19 protein-coding genes are annotated in these 19538 nt (G+C 66.1%); 14 read left to right on the top strand and 5 right to left on the bottom strand.

The annotated features are described in order from the left end of the window. The first annotated feature begins 120 nt into the window (after positions 1-120). From L2Y94_RS00935 to L2Y94_RS00900, 8 genes are read left to right on the top strand one after another with little or no spacing between them, the layout of a single operon-like run. Positions 121-1314 carry a Gfo/Idh/MocA family protein gene (locus L2Y94_RS00935; protein WP_247372352.1) on the top strand — a complete coding sequence of 398 codons (1194 nt, stop codon included), beginning with the start codon at positions 121-123 and terminating at the stop codon, positions 1312-1314. Beyond that, on the top strand, positions 1311-2516 hold the full coding sequence (locus tag L2Y94_RS00930; protein WP_247372351.1) for an MFS transporter: 1206 nt from the start codon (positions 1311-1313) through the stop codon (positions 2514-2516). Before L2Y94_RS00935 ends, L2Y94_RS00930 begins: the two co-directional genes overlap by 4 nt. 17 nt (positions 2517-2533) lie before the next feature. Next, the gene (locus L2Y94_RS00925; protein WP_247372349.1) at positions 2534-3406 is read left to right on the top strand and encodes a sugar phosphate isomerase/epimerase family protein; all 873 of its coding nucleotides are present in this window, start codon (positions 2534-2536) and stop codon (positions 3404-3406) included. Between the two features lie 9 nt (positions 3407-3415). Continuing rightward, positions 3416-5107 (top strand): GMC oxidoreductase, encoded by a 1692-nt coding sequence (locus L2Y94_RS00920; protein WP_247372347.1) that lies wholly within the window; start codon positions 3416-3418, stop codon positions 5105-5107. A gap of 11 nt (positions 5108-5118) precedes the next feature. Then, complete coding sequence (locus L2Y94_RS00915) at positions 5119-5709, top strand: gluconate 2-dehydrogenase subunit 3 family protein (protein ID WP_247372345.1); 591 nt, start codon at positions 5119-5121, stop codon at positions 5707-5709. Between the two features lies 1 nt (position 5710). Next, positions 5711-6766 (top strand): sugar phosphate isomerase/epimerase family protein, encoded by a 1056-nt coding sequence (locus tag L2Y94_RS00910; protein WP_247372342.1) that lies wholly within the window; start codon positions 5711-5713, stop codon positions 6764-6766. After that, on the top strand, positions 6763-7674 hold the full coding sequence (locus tag L2Y94_RS00905) for a hydroxypyruvate isomerase family protein (protein ID WP_247372341.1): 912 nt from the start codon (positions 6763-6765) through the stop codon (positions 7672-7674). The genes L2Y94_RS00910 and L2Y94_RS00905 overlap by 4 nt, the downstream gene beginning before the upstream one ends. After that, positions 7662-8438, top strand: coding sequence for a 3-keto-disaccharide hydrolase (locus L2Y94_RS00900; RefSeq protein WP_425602420.1), 777 nt, complete (start codon positions 7662-7664; stop codon positions 8436-8438). The genes L2Y94_RS00905 and L2Y94_RS00900 overlap by 13 nt, the downstream gene beginning before the upstream one ends. 55 nt (positions 8439-8493) lie before the next feature. Here the strand turns inward: L2Y94_RS00900 and rclC are convergent, their stop codons facing one another. Continuing rightward, complete coding sequence (gene rclC, locus L2Y94_RS00895; RefSeq protein ID WP_247372337.1) at positions 8494-9111, bottom strand: reactive chlorine resistance membrane protein RclC; 618 nt, start codon at positions 9109-9111, stop codon at positions 8494-8496. Between the two features lie 7 nt (positions 9112-9118). Beyond that, a complete protein-coding gene (locus L2Y94_RS00890) occupies positions 9119-9460 on the bottom strand; it encodes a carboxymuconolactone decarboxylase family protein (RefSeq protein WP_247372336.1) in 342 nt (113 codons plus the stop codon). A gap of 486 nt (positions 9461-9946) precedes the next feature. Here L2Y94_RS00890 and L2Y94_RS00885 point away from each other — a divergent pair, with 486 nt between their 5' ends. From L2Y94_RS00885 to L2Y94_RS00865, 5 genes are all read left to right on the top strand, one after another. Next, a complete protein-coding gene (locus L2Y94_RS00885) occupies positions 9947-10858 on the top strand; it encodes a LysR substrate-binding domain-containing protein (RefSeq protein ID WP_247372334.1) in 912 nt (303 codons plus the stop codon). Positions 10859-10976: 118 nt separating this feature from the next. Further along, positions 10977-11861 (top strand): pirin family protein, encoded by an 885-nt coding sequence (locus tag L2Y94_RS00880; RefSeq protein WP_247372332.1) that lies wholly within the window; start codon positions 10977-10979, stop codon positions 11859-11861. 137 nt (positions 11862-11998) lie between these two features. After that, positions 11999-13036, top strand: a complete 1038-nt coding sequence (locus tag L2Y94_RS00875; protein WP_247372330.1) for a FecCD family ABC transporter permease — start codon at positions 11999-12001, stop codon at positions 13034-13036. Beyond that, positions 13033-13821 carry an ABC transporter ATP-binding protein gene (locus L2Y94_RS00870; RefSeq protein WP_247372328.1) on the top strand — a complete coding sequence of 263 codons (789 nt, stop codon included), beginning with the start codon at positions 13033-13035 and terminating at the stop codon, positions 13819-13821. Before L2Y94_RS00875 ends, L2Y94_RS00870 begins: the two co-directional genes overlap by 4 nt. Continuing rightward, a complete protein-coding gene (locus L2Y94_RS00865) occupies positions 13818-14687 on the top strand; it encodes a cobalamin-binding protein (protein ID WP_247372326.1) in 870 nt (289 codons plus the stop codon). The genes L2Y94_RS00870 and L2Y94_RS00865 overlap by 4 nt, the downstream gene beginning before the upstream one ends. Before the next feature lie 21 nt (positions 14688-14708). On the opposite strand, the gene L2Y94_RS00860 is transcribed toward L2Y94_RS00865, so the two are convergent. From L2Y94_RS00860 to L2Y94_RS00850, 3 genes are read right to left on the bottom strand one after another with little or no spacing between them, the layout of a single operon-like run. Further along, positions 14709-15785 (bottom strand): hypothetical protein, encoded by a 1077-nt coding sequence (locus L2Y94_RS00860; protein WP_247372324.1) that lies wholly within the window; start codon positions 15783-15785, stop codon positions 14709-14711. Then, positions 15785-16477, bottom strand: coding sequence for a hypothetical protein (locus L2Y94_RS00855; protein WP_247372322.1), 693 nt, complete (start codon positions 16475-16477; stop codon positions 15785-15787). The genes L2Y94_RS00860 and L2Y94_RS00855 overlap by 1 nt, the downstream gene beginning before the upstream one ends. Positions 16478-16491: 14 nt before the next feature. Further along, positions 16492-17409, bottom strand: a complete 918-nt coding sequence (locus tag L2Y94_RS00850; protein WP_247372320.1) for a zinc ribbon domain-containing protein — start codon at positions 17407-17409, stop codon at positions 16492-16494. 348 nt (positions 17410-17757) lie between these two features. Between L2Y94_RS00850 and L2Y94_RS00845 the strand changes: the two genes are divergently transcribed. Beyond that, complete coding sequence (locus tag L2Y94_RS00845) at positions 17758-19509, top strand: zinc ribbon domain-containing protein (RefSeq protein WP_247372319.1); 1752 nt, start codon at positions 17758-17760, stop codon at positions 19507-19509. Positions 19510-19538: the final 29 nt, after the last annotated feature.

Here is a 19538-nt window from a genome sequence, read left to right as displayed (position 1 = left end):
AGATCACACGACTTACCGCCGATGCCCTGAAAATGTAATCGAATACATTCAGGGGCGGAGGTACATCGGGGGAAAAATGGCAGGCCAGTCGATCGCGACAAGCGCCAGGACGGTAAACCGATGAAACAACTCGGCATGGGGCTGGTCGGCCCCGGCTTCATCGCCGCGCATCACCTCGATGCCGTGCGCCGCCTGGGCAACGTCCAGATCGTCGGCATCGCCGGCTCCAGCCTGGAATCGGCACGAAAACGGGCACGTGAGCTGGGCGTCGGGCAGGCCTACGGCAGCTACGAGGACTTGCTGGCCGACCCGGCCGTGCAGGTGATCCACAACACCACGCCCAACCACCTGCATCGCGAGGTGTCGCTGGCGGCGCTGCGCGCCGGCAAACACGTGATTTCCGACAAGCCGCTCGCCGGCAGCATGCAGGAAGCACGCGAGCTGTATGAGGCGGCACGCGCGTCCGGCCTCGCCCACGTCGTCACGTTCAACTATCGCGGCTACCCGCTGGTGCAGCAGGCGCGGTCGATGATCGCCAAGGGCAAGGTCGGTCCGGCGGTGTTCGTGCATGGGGCCTACCTGCAGGATTGGCTGACCGACGAGCGCACCTACTCATGGCGGCTGGATCCGAAGCGTGGCGGCGCCAGCTCCGCGCTCGGCGACATCGGTTCGCATTGGTGCGACCTGGCCGAGCACGTGACCGGCGCGCGGATCAGCGCCGTACTGGCCGACCTGCACACCGTCGTGCCCGTGCGCGAAGTGCCCGACGCATCGGCCAAGGCGTTCGCGGGCGCGACGAAGAAACCCGCGCAAAAGCGCAAGATCACCAGCGAAGACCTGGCCACCGTGTTGCTGCGTTTCGACAACGGCGCGCGCGGCTGCGTCACCGTCGGCCAGGTGCTTCCCGGCCACAAGAACGACCTGCGCCTGGAAGTGAACGGACGCGAAGCCTCCCTGGCCTGGCGGCAGGAACAACCCAACGAACTGTGGATCGGCCACCACGCGAAGCCCAACACGGTGCTCACGCGCGACCCGTCGCTGCTCGATCCCGCCGCGCGCGGCTACGCGCACCTTCCCGCGGGCCATCCGGAAGCCTGGGCGGATGCGTTCCGCAACGTGATCGCCGATGCCTACGCGTGGATCCGCCGCGGTGCCACGTCGGATACGAAACCCCTCGCCCTGCCCACCTTCGCCGACGGCTACCGCAACAGCCTGGTGGTCGACGCGATGCTCCGGAGCCATGCCTCCGGCGGCGTCTGGCAGGCGGTCGAAGACCCTCTCGAAACCCCACGCACAACGAGGAAACGCGGATGAAATGGCGCCTTAGAGTAATGATGCTGTTCGAATTCGCGATCTGGGGCGCGTGGTACGTCACCGTCGGTACCTGGCTGGGCAAGACGCTGCATTTCACCGGTACGGAAATCGGTGCCGTCGCGGGCACGACCGCCATCGGCGCGATCATCTCGCCGCTGTTCGTGGGCCTGCTCGCCGATCGACTCTTCGATACGCGCCGCGTGCTCACCCTGCTTCACCTGCTCGGCGCCGTGCTGCTGGTGGTCGCCGCGCAGCAGACCTCGTTCGTGATGGTCTACGCTCCCCTTCTGGCCTACAGCCTCTGCTACATGCCGACGCTGGCCCTGACCGCCTCGCTGGCGATGCGGCACATCAAGGATCCGCAAGAGGAATTCGGCGCGATCCGCGTGTTCGGAAGCATCGGCTGGATCCTGGTGGGACTGGCCGTGGGCGCGTGGGGCGTGGAAGCCACGGCCTCCCCGCTGCTCCTGGCCGCCGGCCTGTCCGTGGTGATGGCGATCTATTGCTTCACCTTGCCCCCCACGCCGCCGCTCGCGCGCAACACGCGCTTCGAGATGCGCCATGCGCTGCCGCTGGAATCGCTGCACCTGCTCCGCGAGCGCTCGATGGCGGTGTTCGCGCTCGCGTCGTTCCTGATCTGTATTCCCCTGCAGTTCTATTACGCCTTTACCAACCTGTTCCTCAACGAAGCGGGCGTGGTCAACGCCGCCGGCAAGATGACCGGCGGGCAGATGTCCGAACTGTTCTGCATGCTGCTCATCCCGTGGTTCTTCCGCCGCCTGGGCGTGAAGTGGATGCTCGCCGTGGGCATGCTGGCCTGGGTGGTCCGCTACGTGCTGTTCGCCTACGGCGACGCCGGCAGCATGATGTGGATGTTCTGGCTCGGCATCGTGCTGCACGGCATCTGCTTCGACTTCTTCTTCGTCGTGGGCCAGATCTACATCGATCGCGAGGCGCCGCCCGCGTTGCGCGCGGCCACGCAGGGCCTCATCACCTTCCTGACGTATGGCCTGGGCATGTTCGTCGGCTCGTGGTTGTCCGGCGTGGTCGTACAGACCTACACCCGTGGCGACGCGGCGCACGACTGGACCTCGATCTGGTTGATCGCCGGCGCCTTCGCCGCCTTCGTTTTCGTCTTGTTCGTCGTGATGTTCAAGGATCGCAAGGTGGCGGCCACCGCGCCCGCGACCCAGGCCCATTGATTGGAGGAGCACGTTTCATGTTGACTCGCAGGCAATTCCTGGCGCGATCCGCGCTGTGCGGCACGGCGCTGGGGCTCGGCCTCGGCGCGCCCGGACGACTTCTCGCCGCCGCTTCCAAGGGCAAGACCATGGGCATCCAGCTCTACATGGTGCTCGACGCTTATCAGAAAGACCCCGTGGGTACCCTCAAGACGCTGAAGTCGATCGGCTACTCGGAGATCGAGGCGATCATCACCAGCACCGCCCAGACCCTGCGCGACCAGCTCAAGGAAGCCGGGCTGGCCTGCCCCAGCCTGCACTGCGACAGCCTGGGCTTCGACAAGAGCGTCGACGCGGCGCACGTGCTGGGTTGCAAGTACATCGTCAGCAGCATGCTGCCCTCGATGATGCAGAAGGAAAAGGGCGGCGACGATCCGACCTACACGCTCGACGACGCCAAGCGCACCGCCGAGTACGCCAACCGGCTCGGCGAGAAGGCCAAGGCGGCCGGGCTTCAGTACGCGTATCACAACCACCATGCCGAGTTCACCGACGTGGGCGGCGGCAAGGTGTATTACGACGTGCTGCTCGCGGAAACCGACCACGCCCTCGTCCAGTTCGAACTCGACTGCGGCTGGGTGCACGCGGGCGGCAAGAACCCCGCCGACTACTTCAAGGCCAACCCCGGTCGCATCCCGCTGATGCACGCGAAGGATTTCCTGCCCGGCAACGCCAAGGATTACCCGGGCGCGGAACTGGGCCGCGGCACGCTCGACTACAAGCCGATCATGGCGGCGGCCGATGCCGCCGGCCTGAAGCACTGCTTCGTCGAACAGGAAGGCCCGTTCGCCCGCATGAGCTCGCTCGACGCCGCGCGCGTCGACTTCGATTACCTGCGCCCGCTGCGCTGAGGAACCTGCATGGAAAAGAACACATTCGACGCCATCGTCGTCGGTACCGGCGTCAGCGGCGGCTGGGCCGCCAAGGAACTCACCGAGAAGGGCCTGAAGACGCTCGTGCTCGAGCGCGGCCCGATGGTCAAGCACCTCGATTACCCGACGGCCATGAAGGCGCCCTGGGAACTCCCCTACGGCGACGAGCCGACGCAGGAAGACATCGCGCGCTGGCCCAAGCATACGCGTCCGTCGTTCTACGGCATCACCCAGTCCACCAAGCACTGGTTCGCCGACGACATCGACAATCCCTACGAGGAAACCAAGCCCTTCGACTGGTTCCGCGGATACCACGTGGGCGGCCGCTCGTTGATGTGGGGACGCCAGAGCTATCGCCTGAGCGACCTGGATTTCGAAGCGAACGGCAAGGAAGGCGTGGGCGTGGACTGGCCCATCCGCTATGCGGACCTCGCGCCCTGGTACGACCACGTCGAGCACTTCATCGGCGTCAGCGGCAACACCGACGGCCTGGCCCAGTTGCCGGACGGCAAATTCCTCAAGCCGATGGAACTCAACTGCGTCGAGAAGGATTTCCAGGGCAAGCTCAACGACAAGTTCCACCGCAAGCTCATCATCGGCCGCACCGCCAACCTCTCCGAGCCGCTCAAGCACGACCAGAGCCCGCAGCGCGGCACCTGTCAGTACCGCAACCTGTGCATGCGCGGCTGTCCGTTCGGCGGCTACTTCAGCAGCAACTCGTCGACCCTGCCCTCGGCCGAACGCACCGGCAACATGACCATGGTGACCAACGCCATCGTCTATGAGCTCATCTACGACAACGACAAGGGCAAGGCCACCGGCGTGCGCGTGCTCGACGCGGAGACCGGCCACCAGACCGAGTATTTCGCCAAGGTGATCTTCATGTGCGCCTCCACCTTCGGCACGGCGCACATCCTGATGAATTCGACCTCGAGCCGTTTCCCCAACGGCTTCGGCAACGACAGCGGCGAACTCGGCCACAACATCATGGACCATCTCTTCGGCACCGGCGCGCGCGCCATGGTCGAAGGCCATGAAGACCGCTACTACTCGGGGCGGCGCCCGAACGGCTTCTACATCCCGCGCTACCGCAACGTGGGCAACGACAAGCAGAAATACCTGCGCGGCTTCGGCTTCCAGGGCGGCGCGGGCCGCCAGGACTGGACGCGCCTCGTGGACCAGCAGGCCCTGGGCGAAGACCTCAAGCGCGCCGCGCAGGAGCCCGGCCCGTGGTACGTGTCGATGATGGGCTTCGGCGAGATGCTGCCCAACCACAAGAACTTCGTGACCCTGGACCGCAACCACAAGGACAAGTACGGCCTGCCCGTGCTCAACTTCGATGCCGCCCACCAGGAAAACGAACTCATGATCGGCAAGGCGATCATCGACGACGCGATGGAGATGCTCACCGCCGCCGGCTACCGCGACGTGAACTCGTTCAAGATCAAGGCCAACGTGGGTGCGGGCATCCACGAGATGGGCACCGCGCGCATGGGCCGCGATCCGAAGACCTCGGTACTCAACGGTTGGAACCAGATGCACGCCTGCAAGAACGTCTACGTGACCGACGGCTCGGCGATGGCGTCGTCCGCCTGCCAGAACCCGTCCCTGACTTACATGGCGATGACCGCGCGCGCGGCCAACCACGCCGTGGAAGAACTCAAGCGCGGCAACATCTGAGGACCGACACCATGAATCGTCGCGAATGGTTGAAAAGCATGTCCGCGCTCGCCGTGGGCGCGATCGCGGGACCGTCGTTGCTGGCCGTCTTCGATGCGCACGCCGCGTCGCAGAAGCCGGGCGCGAAGCCCGAATTCTTCACGCCGTCCCAGTACGGCCTGGTCGGCGCCGTGTCGGACATCGTGATCCCGCGCACCGACACCCCGGGCGCCGTCGACGCGGGCGTGCCGTTGTTCGCCGACCAGATGTTCAAGGCGGTCTACACCAAGGCCGAACAGCAGCGCTACCTTACCGCGATGGCGGCGTTCGACAAGGCGGGCGGCAAGCCGTTCCTCCAGCTCGACCCCGCCCAGCGCAAGGCGCTGGTGACGAAGCTGCATGCCGAAGGCCTCGCCGTTCCCAAGGGCGGCAAGCCGGCTCCCGCGGCGGATTTCGTGCTGATGAGCAAGAAGCTGGCGATGCTGGGCTTCTTCCTGTCGCAACCGGGTTGCACGCAGGTGCTTCAGTACGATCCCGTGCCCGGCGCCTGGAAGGGCGATATCCCGCTGTCCCAGGCGGGTAACGGCAAGGCCTGGGCCGAAGAGACCTCACTGAAGATCTGACATGAAGACACTCAAGGGCCCGGGCATCTTCCTCGCCCAGTTCGCATCCGACGAGGCGCCGTTCAACACCTTGCCCGACATCGCCCGCTGGGCGGCGTCGCTCGGCTTCGTGGGCGTGCAGATTCCTTCCAACGACGCCCGCCTGTTCGATCTGGAGAAGGCGGCGTCCAGCAAGGGATACTGCGACGACATCACCGGCATGCTCGCCGAACACGGCCTGGCGGTGACCGAATTGTCCACGCACCTGCAGGGTCAGCTGGTGGCGTCGCATCCCGCCTACGATCGCCTGTTCGACGGCTTTGCGCCGCCCGAGCTGCGCGGCCGTCCTCAGCAGCGCCAGGAATGGGCGGTACGACAGCTCAAGTTGGCGGCGAAGGCCAGCCATCACCTCGGCCTGACGGCGCATGCGACGTTCTCCGGCGCGCTGGCCTGGCAGTTGTTCTATCCGTGGCCGCAACGCCCCGCCGGGTTGGTCGAGGAAGCCTTCGCCGAACTCGGCCGGCGCTGGAAACCCATCCTCGACGCCTTCGACGAGGTCGGCGTCGACGTCTGCTACGAGCTGCACCCCGGCGAAGACCTGCACGACGGCGTCACCTTCGAGCGATTCCTCGATGCGGTGGACCATCACCCGCGCGCGAACATCCTCTTCGACCCGAGCCACATGGTGCTGCAGCAGATGGACTACCTGCAGTTCATCGACAACTACCACGAGCGGATTCGCGCCTTCCACGTGAAGGACGCCGAATTCCGTCCGAACGGGCGCTCCGGGGTCTACGGCGGTTACCAGTCCTGGATCGATCGCCCCGGCCGCTTCCGCTCGTTGGGCGACGGGCAGATCGACTTCGGCGCCATCTTCAGCAAGCTCGCGCAGTACGACTATCCCGGCTGGGCCGTGCTCGAGTGGGAATGCTGCATCAAGGACGCCCAGCAAGGCGCGAAGGAAGGCGCTCCTTTCATCCGCCGGCACATCATCAAGGTCACCGAGCGCGCCTTCGACGATTTCGCCTCGAGCGGCAGCGACCGGGCATTCAACCGAACCATCCTGGGACTCGAATGACCACATCGGACCACTCCCCCGACATCGGCCGCCGCGCGGCGCTCGGGCATCTCGCCACCGCCGCCGCCGCGTTCGGCGCCGCGCCGTTGCTCGCCTCCGCCGAGACCGTGTCCGGCAAGGCCGCTTCGGCCAAACCGGGGCCCGGGCGACTCAAGCAATCGTTGAGCCGGTGGACCTCGAAGGCACCGCTGCCCGAACTGTGCAAACGCCTCAAGGCCCTGGGATTCGCCGGCGTCGACCTGCTCTACGTCGACGAATGGTCGACGGTGATCGACAGCGGCCTGGCCGTGACGATGGGTTATCCCGCCAAGCGCGAGAACTTCATCGAGATGGGCTTCAACGACCCGGCCAACCACGCCCAGCTGCTGAAGGAACTGGAGGCCACGATTCCCCTCGCGAAGAAGGCGGGCGTGAAGAACGTGATCACCATGTTCGGCAACCGGAAGGCGGGCATCGACGATCGCAAGGCCCTCGACAACTGCGTGGCCGGACTGTCGAAGATCGCTCCTTTCGCCGCCGAGAACGGCGTCACCCTCTGCGTCGAACTGCTCAACAGCAAGGTCGACCACCACGGCTACCAGGGCGACAGCACGACGTTCGGTGCCGAAGTGATGAAGGGCATCGGCTCACCCAACGTCAAGCTGCTCTACGACATCTACCACATGCAGATCATGGAAGGCGACGTGATCCGCACCATCCGCGACAACATCCAGTGGATCGGTCACTTCCACACGGGCGGCGTACCGGGGCGGCACGAGATCGACGGCACCCAGGAACTCAACTACCACGCCATCGCCAAGGCGATCGCCGACCTGAATTACCAGGGTTACATCGCGCATGAGTTCATGCCCGCGGGACCCGACCCCTTCGAATCGTTTGCCGAGGCCTTCAAGATATGCACGGTATGAATGTCCTGCGCACGAGCGCTGCGCTCCTCCTCGTTCTCGCCGCCGGTTCGTCGTCCGCGCAGGACGATCCCAAGGCCACCGAGCAATGGGAGCCGGTGCCCAAGGTCGTGTCGCCCGGCAAGACCGCCGGCGCGCCGCCCTCCGATGCCGTCGTGCTGTTCGATGGCCACGACATCGCCGCATGGGAAGCATCGAAGGATCATTCGCCCGCGCACTGGAAGGTGCACGACGGCGTGCTGACGGTCGACAAGACCTCGGGCAACATCCAGACGAAGCAGAAGTTCAAGAACTACCAGCTCCACCTGGAATGGCAGGTGCCCAAGGACATCACCGGCGAAGGCCAGGGCCGCGGCAACAGCGGCGTGTTTCTCGCGTCGACCGGTCCCGGCGACGAAGGCTACGAGGTCCAGATCATGGACTCGTGGAAGAACCCCACCTACGTCAACGGGCAGGCGGGCAGCGTCTACAAGCAGGCCGCGCCGCTGGTCAACGCGATGCGTCCGCCGGGCGAATGGCAGACCTACGACATCGTCTGGACGGCGCCGGTATTCGCCGCCGACGGCACGGTCAAGTCGCCGGCCTACGTCACGCTGTTCCACAATGGCGTGCTGGTGCAGAACCACACCGAACTCACGGGTGAAACCTTCTACATCGGCAAGCCGAAGTACAAGCCCTATGCCGAGGCGCCGATCAAGCTTCAGGCCCACGGCGACCATTCGCAGCCCATCAGCTTCCGCAACATCTGGGTCAGACCGCTGAACTGATTCCCCGGCAAAACGAAGGCCCCGGCTCACAAAGCCGGGGCCTTTTCGCATCCGTTCAGCGCAGCGCCACGCGCGCGCCGTTCACGGCGATGGCCGCCTTTTCCTTCCTTTCGGCCAGGACGCCCCTGGCGGCATCCACGCCGATGATCCATGCGCCCGCCAGCATCATCGTGTCCTTGAGCACCAGGCGGCCTGCGCCCGAGAGATAGGGAAAGCCGTGCTGGGCGTCGCCGAGCGCTCCCACCCATGCTTCGGGTGTCGTCACCAGGAACGATAGCGTGACCAACGTCGTCACGAACGAAAGGAACGCACCGAGCAGACCAAGCCGCTTCGACACCGGGTAAGCCAGCACGAGCAATGCGATGGCCCACTCGACCACGCCCAACCCGGTGGAGAAACCGTACGTATTGTTCGCCGTCTGCCACTCGCGCTTCACCGGATCGAGCTCGCCCTCATGGGTGAGGTGCGCCTTGTACTCCGTCGGATGCTCGTAGAAGAACGACATCACGGGACTGTTGGCCACGAACGGCGTGATGCTGTCCGCCTCGTAGGGAACGAACTTCAGCGTGCCGATCCACATGAACACGATGGCGATCGCCAGGCGCATGAGCGTGATACCCACGCGATCCGTTTTTGCGAGGGCGCCGAGCGCCCTGTCGAATGCATGTTTCATGAGGTTCTCACTTCTCGCCGTGTGCCTGCACTGCGTCCATGACGCGTGCCGAGTAAACCATGGTCGCTCCGGCGTTCAACGCCACGGCCACGCCCAACGCTTCGGCGATTTCTTCCTTGGTCGCGCCGTGCTTCAACGCTTCGGCGGAATGCACCGTGATACAACCGTCGCAACGGGTGGTCACCGAAACGGCCAGCGCAATGAGTTCGCGCACCTTGGGGCCGAGCAGGTCCGCCTTGGCACCGGCGCCGGACAGCGTCTGGTAACCCTTGAGGGTGTCGGGGCTGAGGGCGCCCAGTTCGCCGATGCGCTTGGTCAGCTTTTTACGGTAGTCGAGCCAGTCCAACATGACAGTGATCCTCTGGATGGGAGTCCGCCGATTCGGCCCCCCGGTAGGGCATAGTCTCCTCTGCACACTCGAGTCACTGAAGCCTCTTATAGATCATTATTTAGCTTCAACGTCTCACTGGCGGCCGCCTCGCCCCTTGCTCTCCCGCATCGACCGCCGCTGCTCGAGTTCCGCGGCGAGCGCCGCCCATGCCACCGGGGTCCGAACGCCCCCATGACCGATGATTTGCATTAGGCACGATGAGGTACTCCAGCAGCGTGGTTTGGATGCGCGCGCCAGGGCGCGGGAGCCACGCATGGCCCCGCCGAGGCGATCGGCAAGGAGTCACGTCAAAAGGCCTTGGACGATCCATTCGTGAATGCCGCATCGTCCATCGGGCTGGCCGCTCGTCGAAGTGACGAACGAAAACGACCCACTGGATCATCCGGCCGGAAGTCTCCAGAATCCGTCTCGAGCGTCCAGTCGCTTGGACGATGGATTGGCCGCATGATGGATTTGAACGACCTGCTCCTGTTCGTGCACGTGGTCGACCGCGGGGGCTTCACCGCGGCGGGCAAGGAACTGAACATGCCCAAGTCCACCATCAGCTACCGGATGCAGGAACTCGAGAATCACCTGGGCACGCGCCTGCTCCATCGCAGCTCGCGGCATTTCGGCGTGACCGATGCGGGCAAGGACTTCTACCGGCACGCGGCAGCCATGCTGCAGGAAGCCAAGCTGGCCGAAGCGGCGATCCTCCAGCGCATGGCCGAACCCAGCGGCACGCTCAAGTGCAGCGCCAGCCTCGCCACGATGCAGTTCGCGCTGTCCGACGCGATCGCCGATTTCCTCGTGAAGTATCCGAAGGTGAACGTGGTGGCGAATGCCGCGGACCGCGCCGTGGACATCGTGGGCGAGAACTACGACCTGGCCATCCGCGCGCACACGGGCCCGTTGCCCGATTCCAACCTCGTCCAGCGTACGCTCGCGCCGGCACCGTGGTATCTCTTCGCCGGTGCGGCCTATCTCGCGGCGAACGGCGAGCCCGAATCGCCGGACGACCTCCACAAGCATCGTTCCCTTTTCATGATGCGTACGGGCGTTTCGCCCGCCTGGCACCTTCGCCACATCCGCCATGCGAGAAACGAAACGGTGATCCCGTCGACGCCCCGCCTGCTGAGCGACGACATGGTGAGCCTGCAAAGGGCGGCGATCAGGGGCCTGGGCATCGTCGCCCTGCCCGGCTACATCTGTCGGCACGCGGTGCAGTCCGGCGAGCTTCGGCGCGTGCTCCCCGACTGGGTGGCGGGGGATGCCACCATTTCGGCCGTTTTTCCCTGCCGGCAGGGCCTGCTGCCTTCGGTGCGGGCCTTCCTCGATCATCTTTCCGAAGAACTGCCCAAGATCGTGCTGATGTAGGCCAACTCGGCGATCGTCCAACGGACTGGACGCTCCGTCCGGTCCCGCGAGCTTATCAATGCCCGCGCCCCTTCGTAGATTGCCCGCCAACCGAAGGGCTATCCAAGGATGCCAGGCAATGAGCGAATCCATGGCGTGGGAAGGCGGTGCCACGGGCGATCACCGGCTCGGGCGGGTAATCGCCGGCGTTCCGCAGTCGATCGGCAGCGGATTCACCGCACTCCACTTTTCCGAGGACATGTTCGACGGTGCCATGGATCCCCTGTTGATGGTGGATCATTTCGTGATGATGGGCCCGACGTTCGATCCGCACTTCCATGCGGGCATATCGGCGGTGACGGTGATGTTCGAAGACTCCGTCGGCACGTTCCTCAACCGCGATACGCTGGGCGCGAATCTCGCCCTGGAGGCGGGCGACGTGTATTGGCTCGCCGCGGCCAGCGGCGCGGCACACGAGGAAAAGCCCGAGGAGGGCGCACGCACGCACGCGCTGCAGATTTTCGTGAACCTGCCCGCCCGGCTGAAGCAGTTGCCCGCTCGCGCGTTTCACGTGCGCACGAACGACGTGCCGGTGATCGAGAGCGGCCAACACCGGGTACGCGTGCTCCTGGGGCGCGTCGGCGACACGAAGGGAAACGCGGAGACGCCCGAAGACATGACCATGCTCGACGGCTCGCTGCCTGCGGATGGCCGCTACGCCTACATGCTCGCCGAAGAGCGGCAGGCCTGGATCTACGTGGTCTCCGGAAGCATGACGATCCAGTGCGATGCTGAACGACGCGGGCTGCCGGCGGGTACCGCGACCACCGTCGCCGCCGGCGCGGCGGTGGAGATCGTCCTCGAATCGGACGACGCCACGCATTTCGTCGTGATGGCGGGCAAGCCGATCCGCGAGCCGTTCGTCAAGCATGGGCCGATGGTGATGTCGACCGAGAACGAGGTTCGACGAACGCTCGCGCGATATGAATCCGGAAAACTCGGACGATTATCGCCGGGTCGCTGACGCCTTTTCTTCGTACCTTTCGTTTCCACCGAGCATCTCGGCGCAGGCACCGACCTGCGCCGGCGCGATGCGGGCTCGCTGTCCTGATCGCGCGGTTCCATTATCCTGACGGGCCCAGGACAAGGCCCATCGACGACGTGCCACGCCGCCCCATCACCCGCCAAGCGCCTCGCTTCGCCACTTTCGGTGCGGCCGTGCGTCTGTGGGGCGCCATGGGCGTGGTCGCCGCGGCGGTGTTGCTGGCCTCGATCCTCCTGGGCGGCGTCGACACGCGATTCGCCGACGCCTGGACGGCGCTGACCACGAGCGGCGACACGCCGATGCACGCCATCGTCTGGGAATTGCGCGTGCCCCGTGCCGTGGCGGCCTTCGGCGTGGGCGGGTTGCTGGCGATGTCCGGTTGCCTCATGCAGGTGCTGGTCCGTAATCCGCTGGCGGACCCCTACACGCTGGGCCTTTCGGGCGGTGCCGCGGTCGGGGCGCTCGGCGCCATGCTGGCCGGTGCGGGGGCCATGCTGGTCGCCGCGGGCGCGGCGACGGGCGCGTTGTTCGCCTGCCTGGCGGTATTCGTGCTGGCCCATCGCGACCTGCTGTCGCGCCAGCGCGCCACGCACCGCGACGACGCCACCGACCTCATCCTCATCGGCGTGATGCTCGCCGCCGGCTTCGGCGCCATCGTCAGCATGATGCTGGTGCTGGCTCCCGACCGTAACCTGCGCGGCATGCTGTTCTGGATGATGGGCGACCTCAGCGGCGTGGCGTACTGGCTCCTGCCGGTCGCCTGTCTCCTCGCCTGCCTGCTGGCGATCGTGCCGCTGGGCCGCCAGCTCAACCTGCTCGCCCGCGGCGAGGAATCGGCCAGCGCGCTGGGCGTGCGACCCAACGTGGTGAAGTCGGCCATCTTCGCCTTCGCCTCCATCGCCACCGCCGTCGCCGTCACCACCGCCGGTACCGTGGGTTTCGTCGGCCTGGTGGTGCCGCATGCGTTGCGCCGACTGGTGGGCAACGACCAGCGCGTGCTGGTGCCGGCCAGCGCCATCGGCGGCGGCATCCTCGTGGTGGTGGCCGACACGATCTCACGCGTGGTGGCCGACCCCATCCAGTTGCCGGTCGGTGCGGTGATGGCGGTGATCGGCGTACCGACCTTCCTTTTCCTGCTGGTGCGCAGGCGATGAACGGTCGACTCGCGACCGAATCGCTCAGGCTCACCGTGCGCAGCCGCACGCTGGTGGCTTCGCTCGACCTGCGCATCGAACCCGGCCAGGTGTACTGCGTGCTCGGCCCCAACGGCGCGGGCAAGTCGACCCTGTTGCGCACGCTGGCCGGCCTTCGCGATCCCGACGGCGGCACCGTGCGCCTCGATGGCCGCGAGGTCGGCGATTACACGCCGATGGAACTGGCCCGCCGACGCGGTTTCCTGCCCCAGTCGATCGTGGACGCCTTCAGCCTCACGGTGATGGACGCGGTGGCCTCCGCGCGACATCCTCGCCTGCCTTTCTGGGCCTGGGGCGATGAAGACGACACGCCGGTGCGCCGTGCGCTGGCCACCTTCGAACTGGACGAACTCGCCGAACGCGACATCACCACGCTCTCCGGCGGCGAACGCCAGCGCGTGAACATCGCCGCGCTGTTCACCCAAGAGGTCGACGTGATGCTGCTCGACGAACCGCTCTCGTCGCTCGACCTGCACCACCAGATGAAGACGCTCCATGAGTTGATACGGGCGGCGACGCACGAAGGGCGTTCCGTGATCTACACCGTGCACGACATCAACCTGGCCGCGCAGCACGCCACGCATGCCATCCTCCTCGATGGCCGCGGTCATGCCCTGGCCGGCCCTGCCGACGAAGTGATCACCAGCGAACACCTGAGCGCGGCGTTCCACCATCCCATCCAGGGCATCGAACTCGGCGGCGAGCGGTTCTTCCGCGCGGGCCGCCTCACGGATACCCACCCATGATCCGACCACTCCTTATCGCCCTGCTCGCGATCAGCGCATCGGCGCGAGCCACCGTCAGCGTCACCGACGATGCCGGCCGCACCGTGACGCTACCGGCGCCGGCACACCGCATCGTCAGCCTCGCGCCGAACATCACCGACGCGCTCTTCGCGGCCGGCGCGGGGGCCTACGTCGTCGGCACGTCGCGATACAGCGAGCACCCGGAAGCGGCCAGGCGCATCCCCGTGGTGAGCGATGCCACGACGATCGACCTCGAGCGCATCGTCGCGCTCAAGCCCGACATCGTTCTCGTCTGGAAGAGCGGCACGCCCGCGGCGCAGGTGGAGAAACTGTCTCGCCTCGGCATGCCGATCTTTTATGCGGAAACCACCCGCCTGGCAGACATCGCGCCCGCGACGCGACGTTTCGGCGTGCTGGCCGGCACCGACGACGTCGCCGCGAAGCACGCCGCCGCCTTCGAGGCCTCGCTGGCGGCGCTGCGCGCCACCTATGCGGGCAAGAAGCGACTGAAGGTGTTCTACCAGATCTGGGACCGCCCGCTGATGACCGTCGGCCACGCGCAGATCATCGACGATGCCCTCGACCTGTGCGGCGGCGACAACCTCTTCGCCGACCTGAACCAGGCCGCGCCCACGGTCACGCGCGAAGCGGTACTCGCCCGCGCGCCCGAGGTCATCGTCACGGGCGGCAACGACGGCGACTCGCTGGACGGCTGGAAGCGAAGCACGTTCCTTCCCGCGGTCAAGCACGGCAACGTATTCGTGGTGGACGCCCCCACCCTGGCCTCGCCGTCACCGTCGATACTGCCCAGCGTCGAGGCGCTGTGCCGGGCGATGGATGCGGCGCGGACACGCGCAACGCGTTGAGCCCCGCGCGTGCCGCCGGCGTCAGCCGGCCTGTCCGCATTCTCCGCAAAAGCGATCGCCTTCCGTCATGCGGGCACCGCATCCCGCGCAATCGCGAACCGGATCGACGGGGGACGCCGGTCCTTTCGTCGTGGCCTGGGGGCGATGCGTCTCCAGCGCGCGCCGGACCGTGGACATCCCGGCTTGCAGGCGATCTTCCGAGGTGCCCTCCAGCCCGGTCGCCAGCGAGTCGTGGATCATGATGTAACCGAGCAAGCCCACCAGCACGAAGAGCGCCACCACCACCAGCATGATCATCCCCACCGAGGCTCCCGCGGCACCGGCCGACTGGAACTGGTCGAACGCACCGTCGAGGGGACTTCCGCCGAATCCTCCGTAGATACGCTGGCGTGGCATGAACAACGAGCCGCCACCACCGAACATCGTCACGCTCAGCGTGGAGGTGAGGCCAAGCAGGCAACCGACGAACGCCGCCACCGGCGCGATGAGAAGCGCCAGAAGCACGAAGTGCAGAAGGGTATCCAGAGGACGCTTCACCACGATGTCCACCGCGCGGCCGAGCGCGGCAAACACGCCGGCACCGCGCCACACCGCGACGAGCACCAGCGGAATGCCCAGCGCGAGCATCCCGTAGCAGAACGCCAGCACGATGGCGCCGGGGCCGGTGAGGACAAACGCGAACAGCGGACCGACGCCGGGAATCCGTGCCAGGAGCGAAAGCAGGTACATCAGCAGGAGTACGCCGCACAGTCCGAGGCCTAGCAGCAGGAATGCCAGCAGCGCGGTCCATGTGCTGTGCAGGCCGCCGAAGAGCGCCGCCCCGAAGCTGCGCGACGGCGCACCGTCCGCCTGGTCGAGGAGAAGCAGCCCCGCGCCGTTGATGCCCGCCAGGCACACCGCCACGGCAACGATCATCGGCAGGACACCCGCAAGGAGGCCGACCCGCATCGTCAGTGAACCGGCCAGCGCCATGAGCGCTCCCGCCGCGACGATACCGATGGCCAGCATCGTGAATGCGCGCCCGTTGCGAAGGCCTTCGTAACAGCGGACCAACAGACCGATGCGAGGGGTGTGGACGGATCCGTCCGTGGTGTTCATCAGCCCACCACCAGCATGGGCATGTCGTTGGTCTTTACCACCTTGTCGTTCATCGACAACGACGAACGCACCGTATAGCGCCCGCCCTGGATGCCCTTGGGCAGGTTGAAACTGAAGTTGGTCTGGTATTCGCCCGTGCCGCCGATGTCGGTCGCCTGTTTCGTCACCGTGGACAACGGCTTTCCGTCGGGCGAATACAAGGTCAACGTTTCGGCCAGCTTCGGTGCCTGGTCATGGGTGCCGTTGACCACGACGATGTTGGATTCCAGGGCGACCGGACTACCTGCGCGTACCGTCTCCGACGGCTGTAAGCTGCTGCGATACGACGACACCGTGTTCATCTCGGGAAGCGAACCGCGCTCGCGCCGGTAGTCCGCTTCCACGGCGGCGTGATCGCGAACCTGCCGGGCGTGATAGTTGTAAGCGGTACAGGCGATCGCGCCCACGCCGGCACCGACGGCGGCACCGACAAGGTGCCCTTTGCCCTTGCCGAAGAAGGCCCCGGCGAGGGCGCCGACGACGGCGGCGGTGCCCGTGTCGCAGCCGGACGACGCCGGCTGTCGCGCGACCGGCTGCCCCGGACGGGCGTTGCCGGATGATGGCGGCACCTGCGCGCATCCCGCGACGACACCGAGCACGGCGCTGACGGTAAGCGCGCCACAGAGGCGGATGGAACGATGAATGGCGTTCAAGGCGACGTCTTCCTTTACTGGATGGAAATGCTGTTCATGGCTTGCTGTTGCGCCCGCTGGGACTCATCAAGCAATTTCCTGGCGCGGTCGAACCTTGGGCTCACGCCCAGCGCGGCCCGTGCGTTGGCGATGGCGGTGGAATAATCCTGCCGGGAATACGCACGCTCGCCCTCGCGCACGAGGTTCAAGGCGACGTCCCTCATGGGACTCATGGGAGCCTCCTTCACCGGCGTTCCGTCGTCCCCGGCGACAGGGCGCGCACGGGTACGCCCGACGCGACGCGTGTGATCGGCCTCGGGGGCCTTGGCGTCCACCTCGGCCACCTCCGCCGCCTCCTGGTGCGGAGCGTCCGCCACCGACGGCGCAGGCTGTTCGGGCTGACGCGCGTCTTCCGGGGGCTTCGGTGCCTCGACGACGGGCGCGGCCATGGGCGCGGCGGCAGGCGCGGCCGGCGTGTCGACACGGACGGGCGCAGACGCGACGGGAGCGGCAACGGACGGCTGCGCGGCGTCGCCGCGCAGGAACATCCAGGTGACGGCGCCACCGGCGATGACGACCGCGCCGATGACCGCCGCGGCGATAAGCGGCCCGCGCATGCGGGGACGGCTCTCGATCGGTCCGGGAGCGGCGGCGCCGGATTCGTCGACGACCGTCGGTTCGAAGGTATGCGGCGCGTCGTCAAGCCGATCTCCCACGACAGCGGATCGCGCGGTGGATTCGGGCTCGACGAGTCCGGCATCCGGCGAAGCTTTCGCGGCGGTCGCCGGTACGGACGGTGTTCCGCACTGTTTGCAGAATCGCGCTCCCGGCGCCAGCGCCGATCCGCATCCGGCGCAAGCCACCGGCTCGTCGACCGCCTCGATGCGCGTTCCACAGGCTCGACAGAACCGGGTACCCCCTTCGTGCGCCTGCCCGCATTGCATGCACTTCATGGCTTTATTCTCCTTCGATGGACGACGCGCGACCGGCATGCCGAATCCATCGCGCGACGTGTCTTTTCGCGACGACATAATGACGCGCGACAAATTCGCGACACGCTGTTGAAAGCCTGCGGGAACGCCGTATGAACGACGCCTGCACGCAGGTCGCTTCCGAAAATGCGTATCCGATTCCCCTGGTCATTCCTGATGCGTTGCGCTCCCGTCACGCCATGACATCGCCACGACGTACGTCTATGCTTACAAATCTCAGGGGAAGCGTGCAAGGCATTCATACGCGAGCATCATCGCGGCATCGCGTTTGCGCGCCCCGGAATATTCCATTCGAAGGAACGTCGATCCATGTCGTACGAATACAACGCCGATAGCCAGCGGATGGATTTTCCCAATCCGCTTTACGTGGAAAACTGGTTCCTCGCCGGCACGAGCGCGTTACTGACACTGGGAGGCCTCACGCTTCTCATCGTCAGCCGGGGAAGCATGTCGCATGGACACGGCATGCAAAGCATGCTGCCGCTGCTGATCGGCCTGGGGCTGCTCGTCACGGGACTGAGGAAAGGTCGACGCCTGTTCCTGCAACTCCGCTTTTTCTTCGGACGCGGCTTGCCCGCGGGACTCGCGCCGGAGCTTGCCCCGGATGCCGTGGGCAAGACCACGCACTCGGACGAGATCAAGGAGACGCTACGGCAGAACGCACTGACCTACCCCGAACCCGGCGGCCCGCTCAACGGATTGCTGTATGCGTGGATCCGCGAACTGATCTTCGCGCCGCGTCCCGTCCAGCACATCGCGCAACGGCAGTTCCAGACCGGCATCGTCATCGTGGTGACGCTCGTTTCCTTCCTGATTGCATGGCTCGGCTTGTCCGACCGACAGGCGTCGGCATGGATCGGCCTGTTCTATTTCGGCTTCAGCGTCGCGCTGCTGCTGCGCCCGCTCGAAGCCGGTGCGGCGGCGAAGGCCGATGTCGGGCTACGCGGTCTCATCGTGCTGGTGCTCATGGCCATCTTCGGCCCGGTGCTCTTGCCGATGGTCTCGCACGCGCTTCCCGACATCGGATGGCTTTCGCTGGAAACGCAAACGCTTTTCCTGCTCCTGGCGGCGCTCGCGAGCGTCGGCATGTACTTCCTCGCCCTGATGAACCAGATGAGCGGGCCGCCCGCCACCAACATGGCGCGGGAGCAGACCAGCCTGTCGATGAATTGCCATCCCAAGCAACTGATGGATGAACTCGACCGTACGCTGCAGGACGACTGGGTGGAACGCATACCCAACCGACGTTATGCCCGCATCCTTCCGCTGGTGGGCGGCGGCGTGGGCACGTTCCAGGCCGAACTGGTGGAAGAAACCCAGCCTCTCCCGGCCGCGGAGCAGCGCAGGCTCGACGTCGCCAGCGCATTCCGTCTTCCGCGCTTCCGCTGGATAGCCTGGCTCGACGTCGCCGGACTGAGCTTCACCGCCCTCGCCACGGCCTGGATCCTCGTCTTCGGCGTACGTTTCGATCCGGCCACGCTGGAGCCGCGCCTGTTCTCGCTGCTGACGTTCGGATTGGCGATGCTGACCCTGGGTTCGTATTGCGTACGAGCCGGTCACGTGCTCTGGCAGCGCTTCGACTTCACCTCGCGCGTCGTCTGGGTCGAGATGCAGGGCAATTACCAGTCGGCCCGCATGGACGTGGGCAATACGTTCAACGACCGCGTGAAGACGGAAAAGCAGGTCATCAACATCGAGACCATGACACTGCGAGTCTGGGCAGCCGAACTGGACAGCGTCATTTTCGGAAAGGATTCCGTGCGCCTCGTCACCGGCCTGCGCGGGCTTCCCGTGCTCGCCAGGCAACTGGTGGATCACCTGACCGCCTTCGCCCAGGAGCAGAGCGTCATCGTGGCGCCCACGTCGAAAACGGACCTGCAGAAAGCAGCCTTGCTCGGCAGCCTGAACCATCCGGTCGCACCCGCGGCCGGCAGCCTCGCCGCCACCGTCGGCCCAGCCCACGGACCGGCGATCGCGGCCCTGGGCTGCCCTTCCTGCGCGACGCCGGTCGGCATGGGCGACCGGTTCTGCGGAAACTGTGGCAGCGCCGTGTCGACCTGACGTCACGGCCAGGAGAAGCGTTCCCCCGG

The organism is Luteibacter aegosomatis, assembly GCF_023078455.1.
Lineage (GTDB): Bacteria > Pseudomonadota > Gammaproteobacteria > Xanthomonadales > Rhodanobacteraceae > Luteibacter > Luteibacter aegosomatis.
The sequence above is the reverse complement of the archived record's forward strand: the minus strand, read 5'-3'. Positions and strand labels throughout refer to the sequence as shown.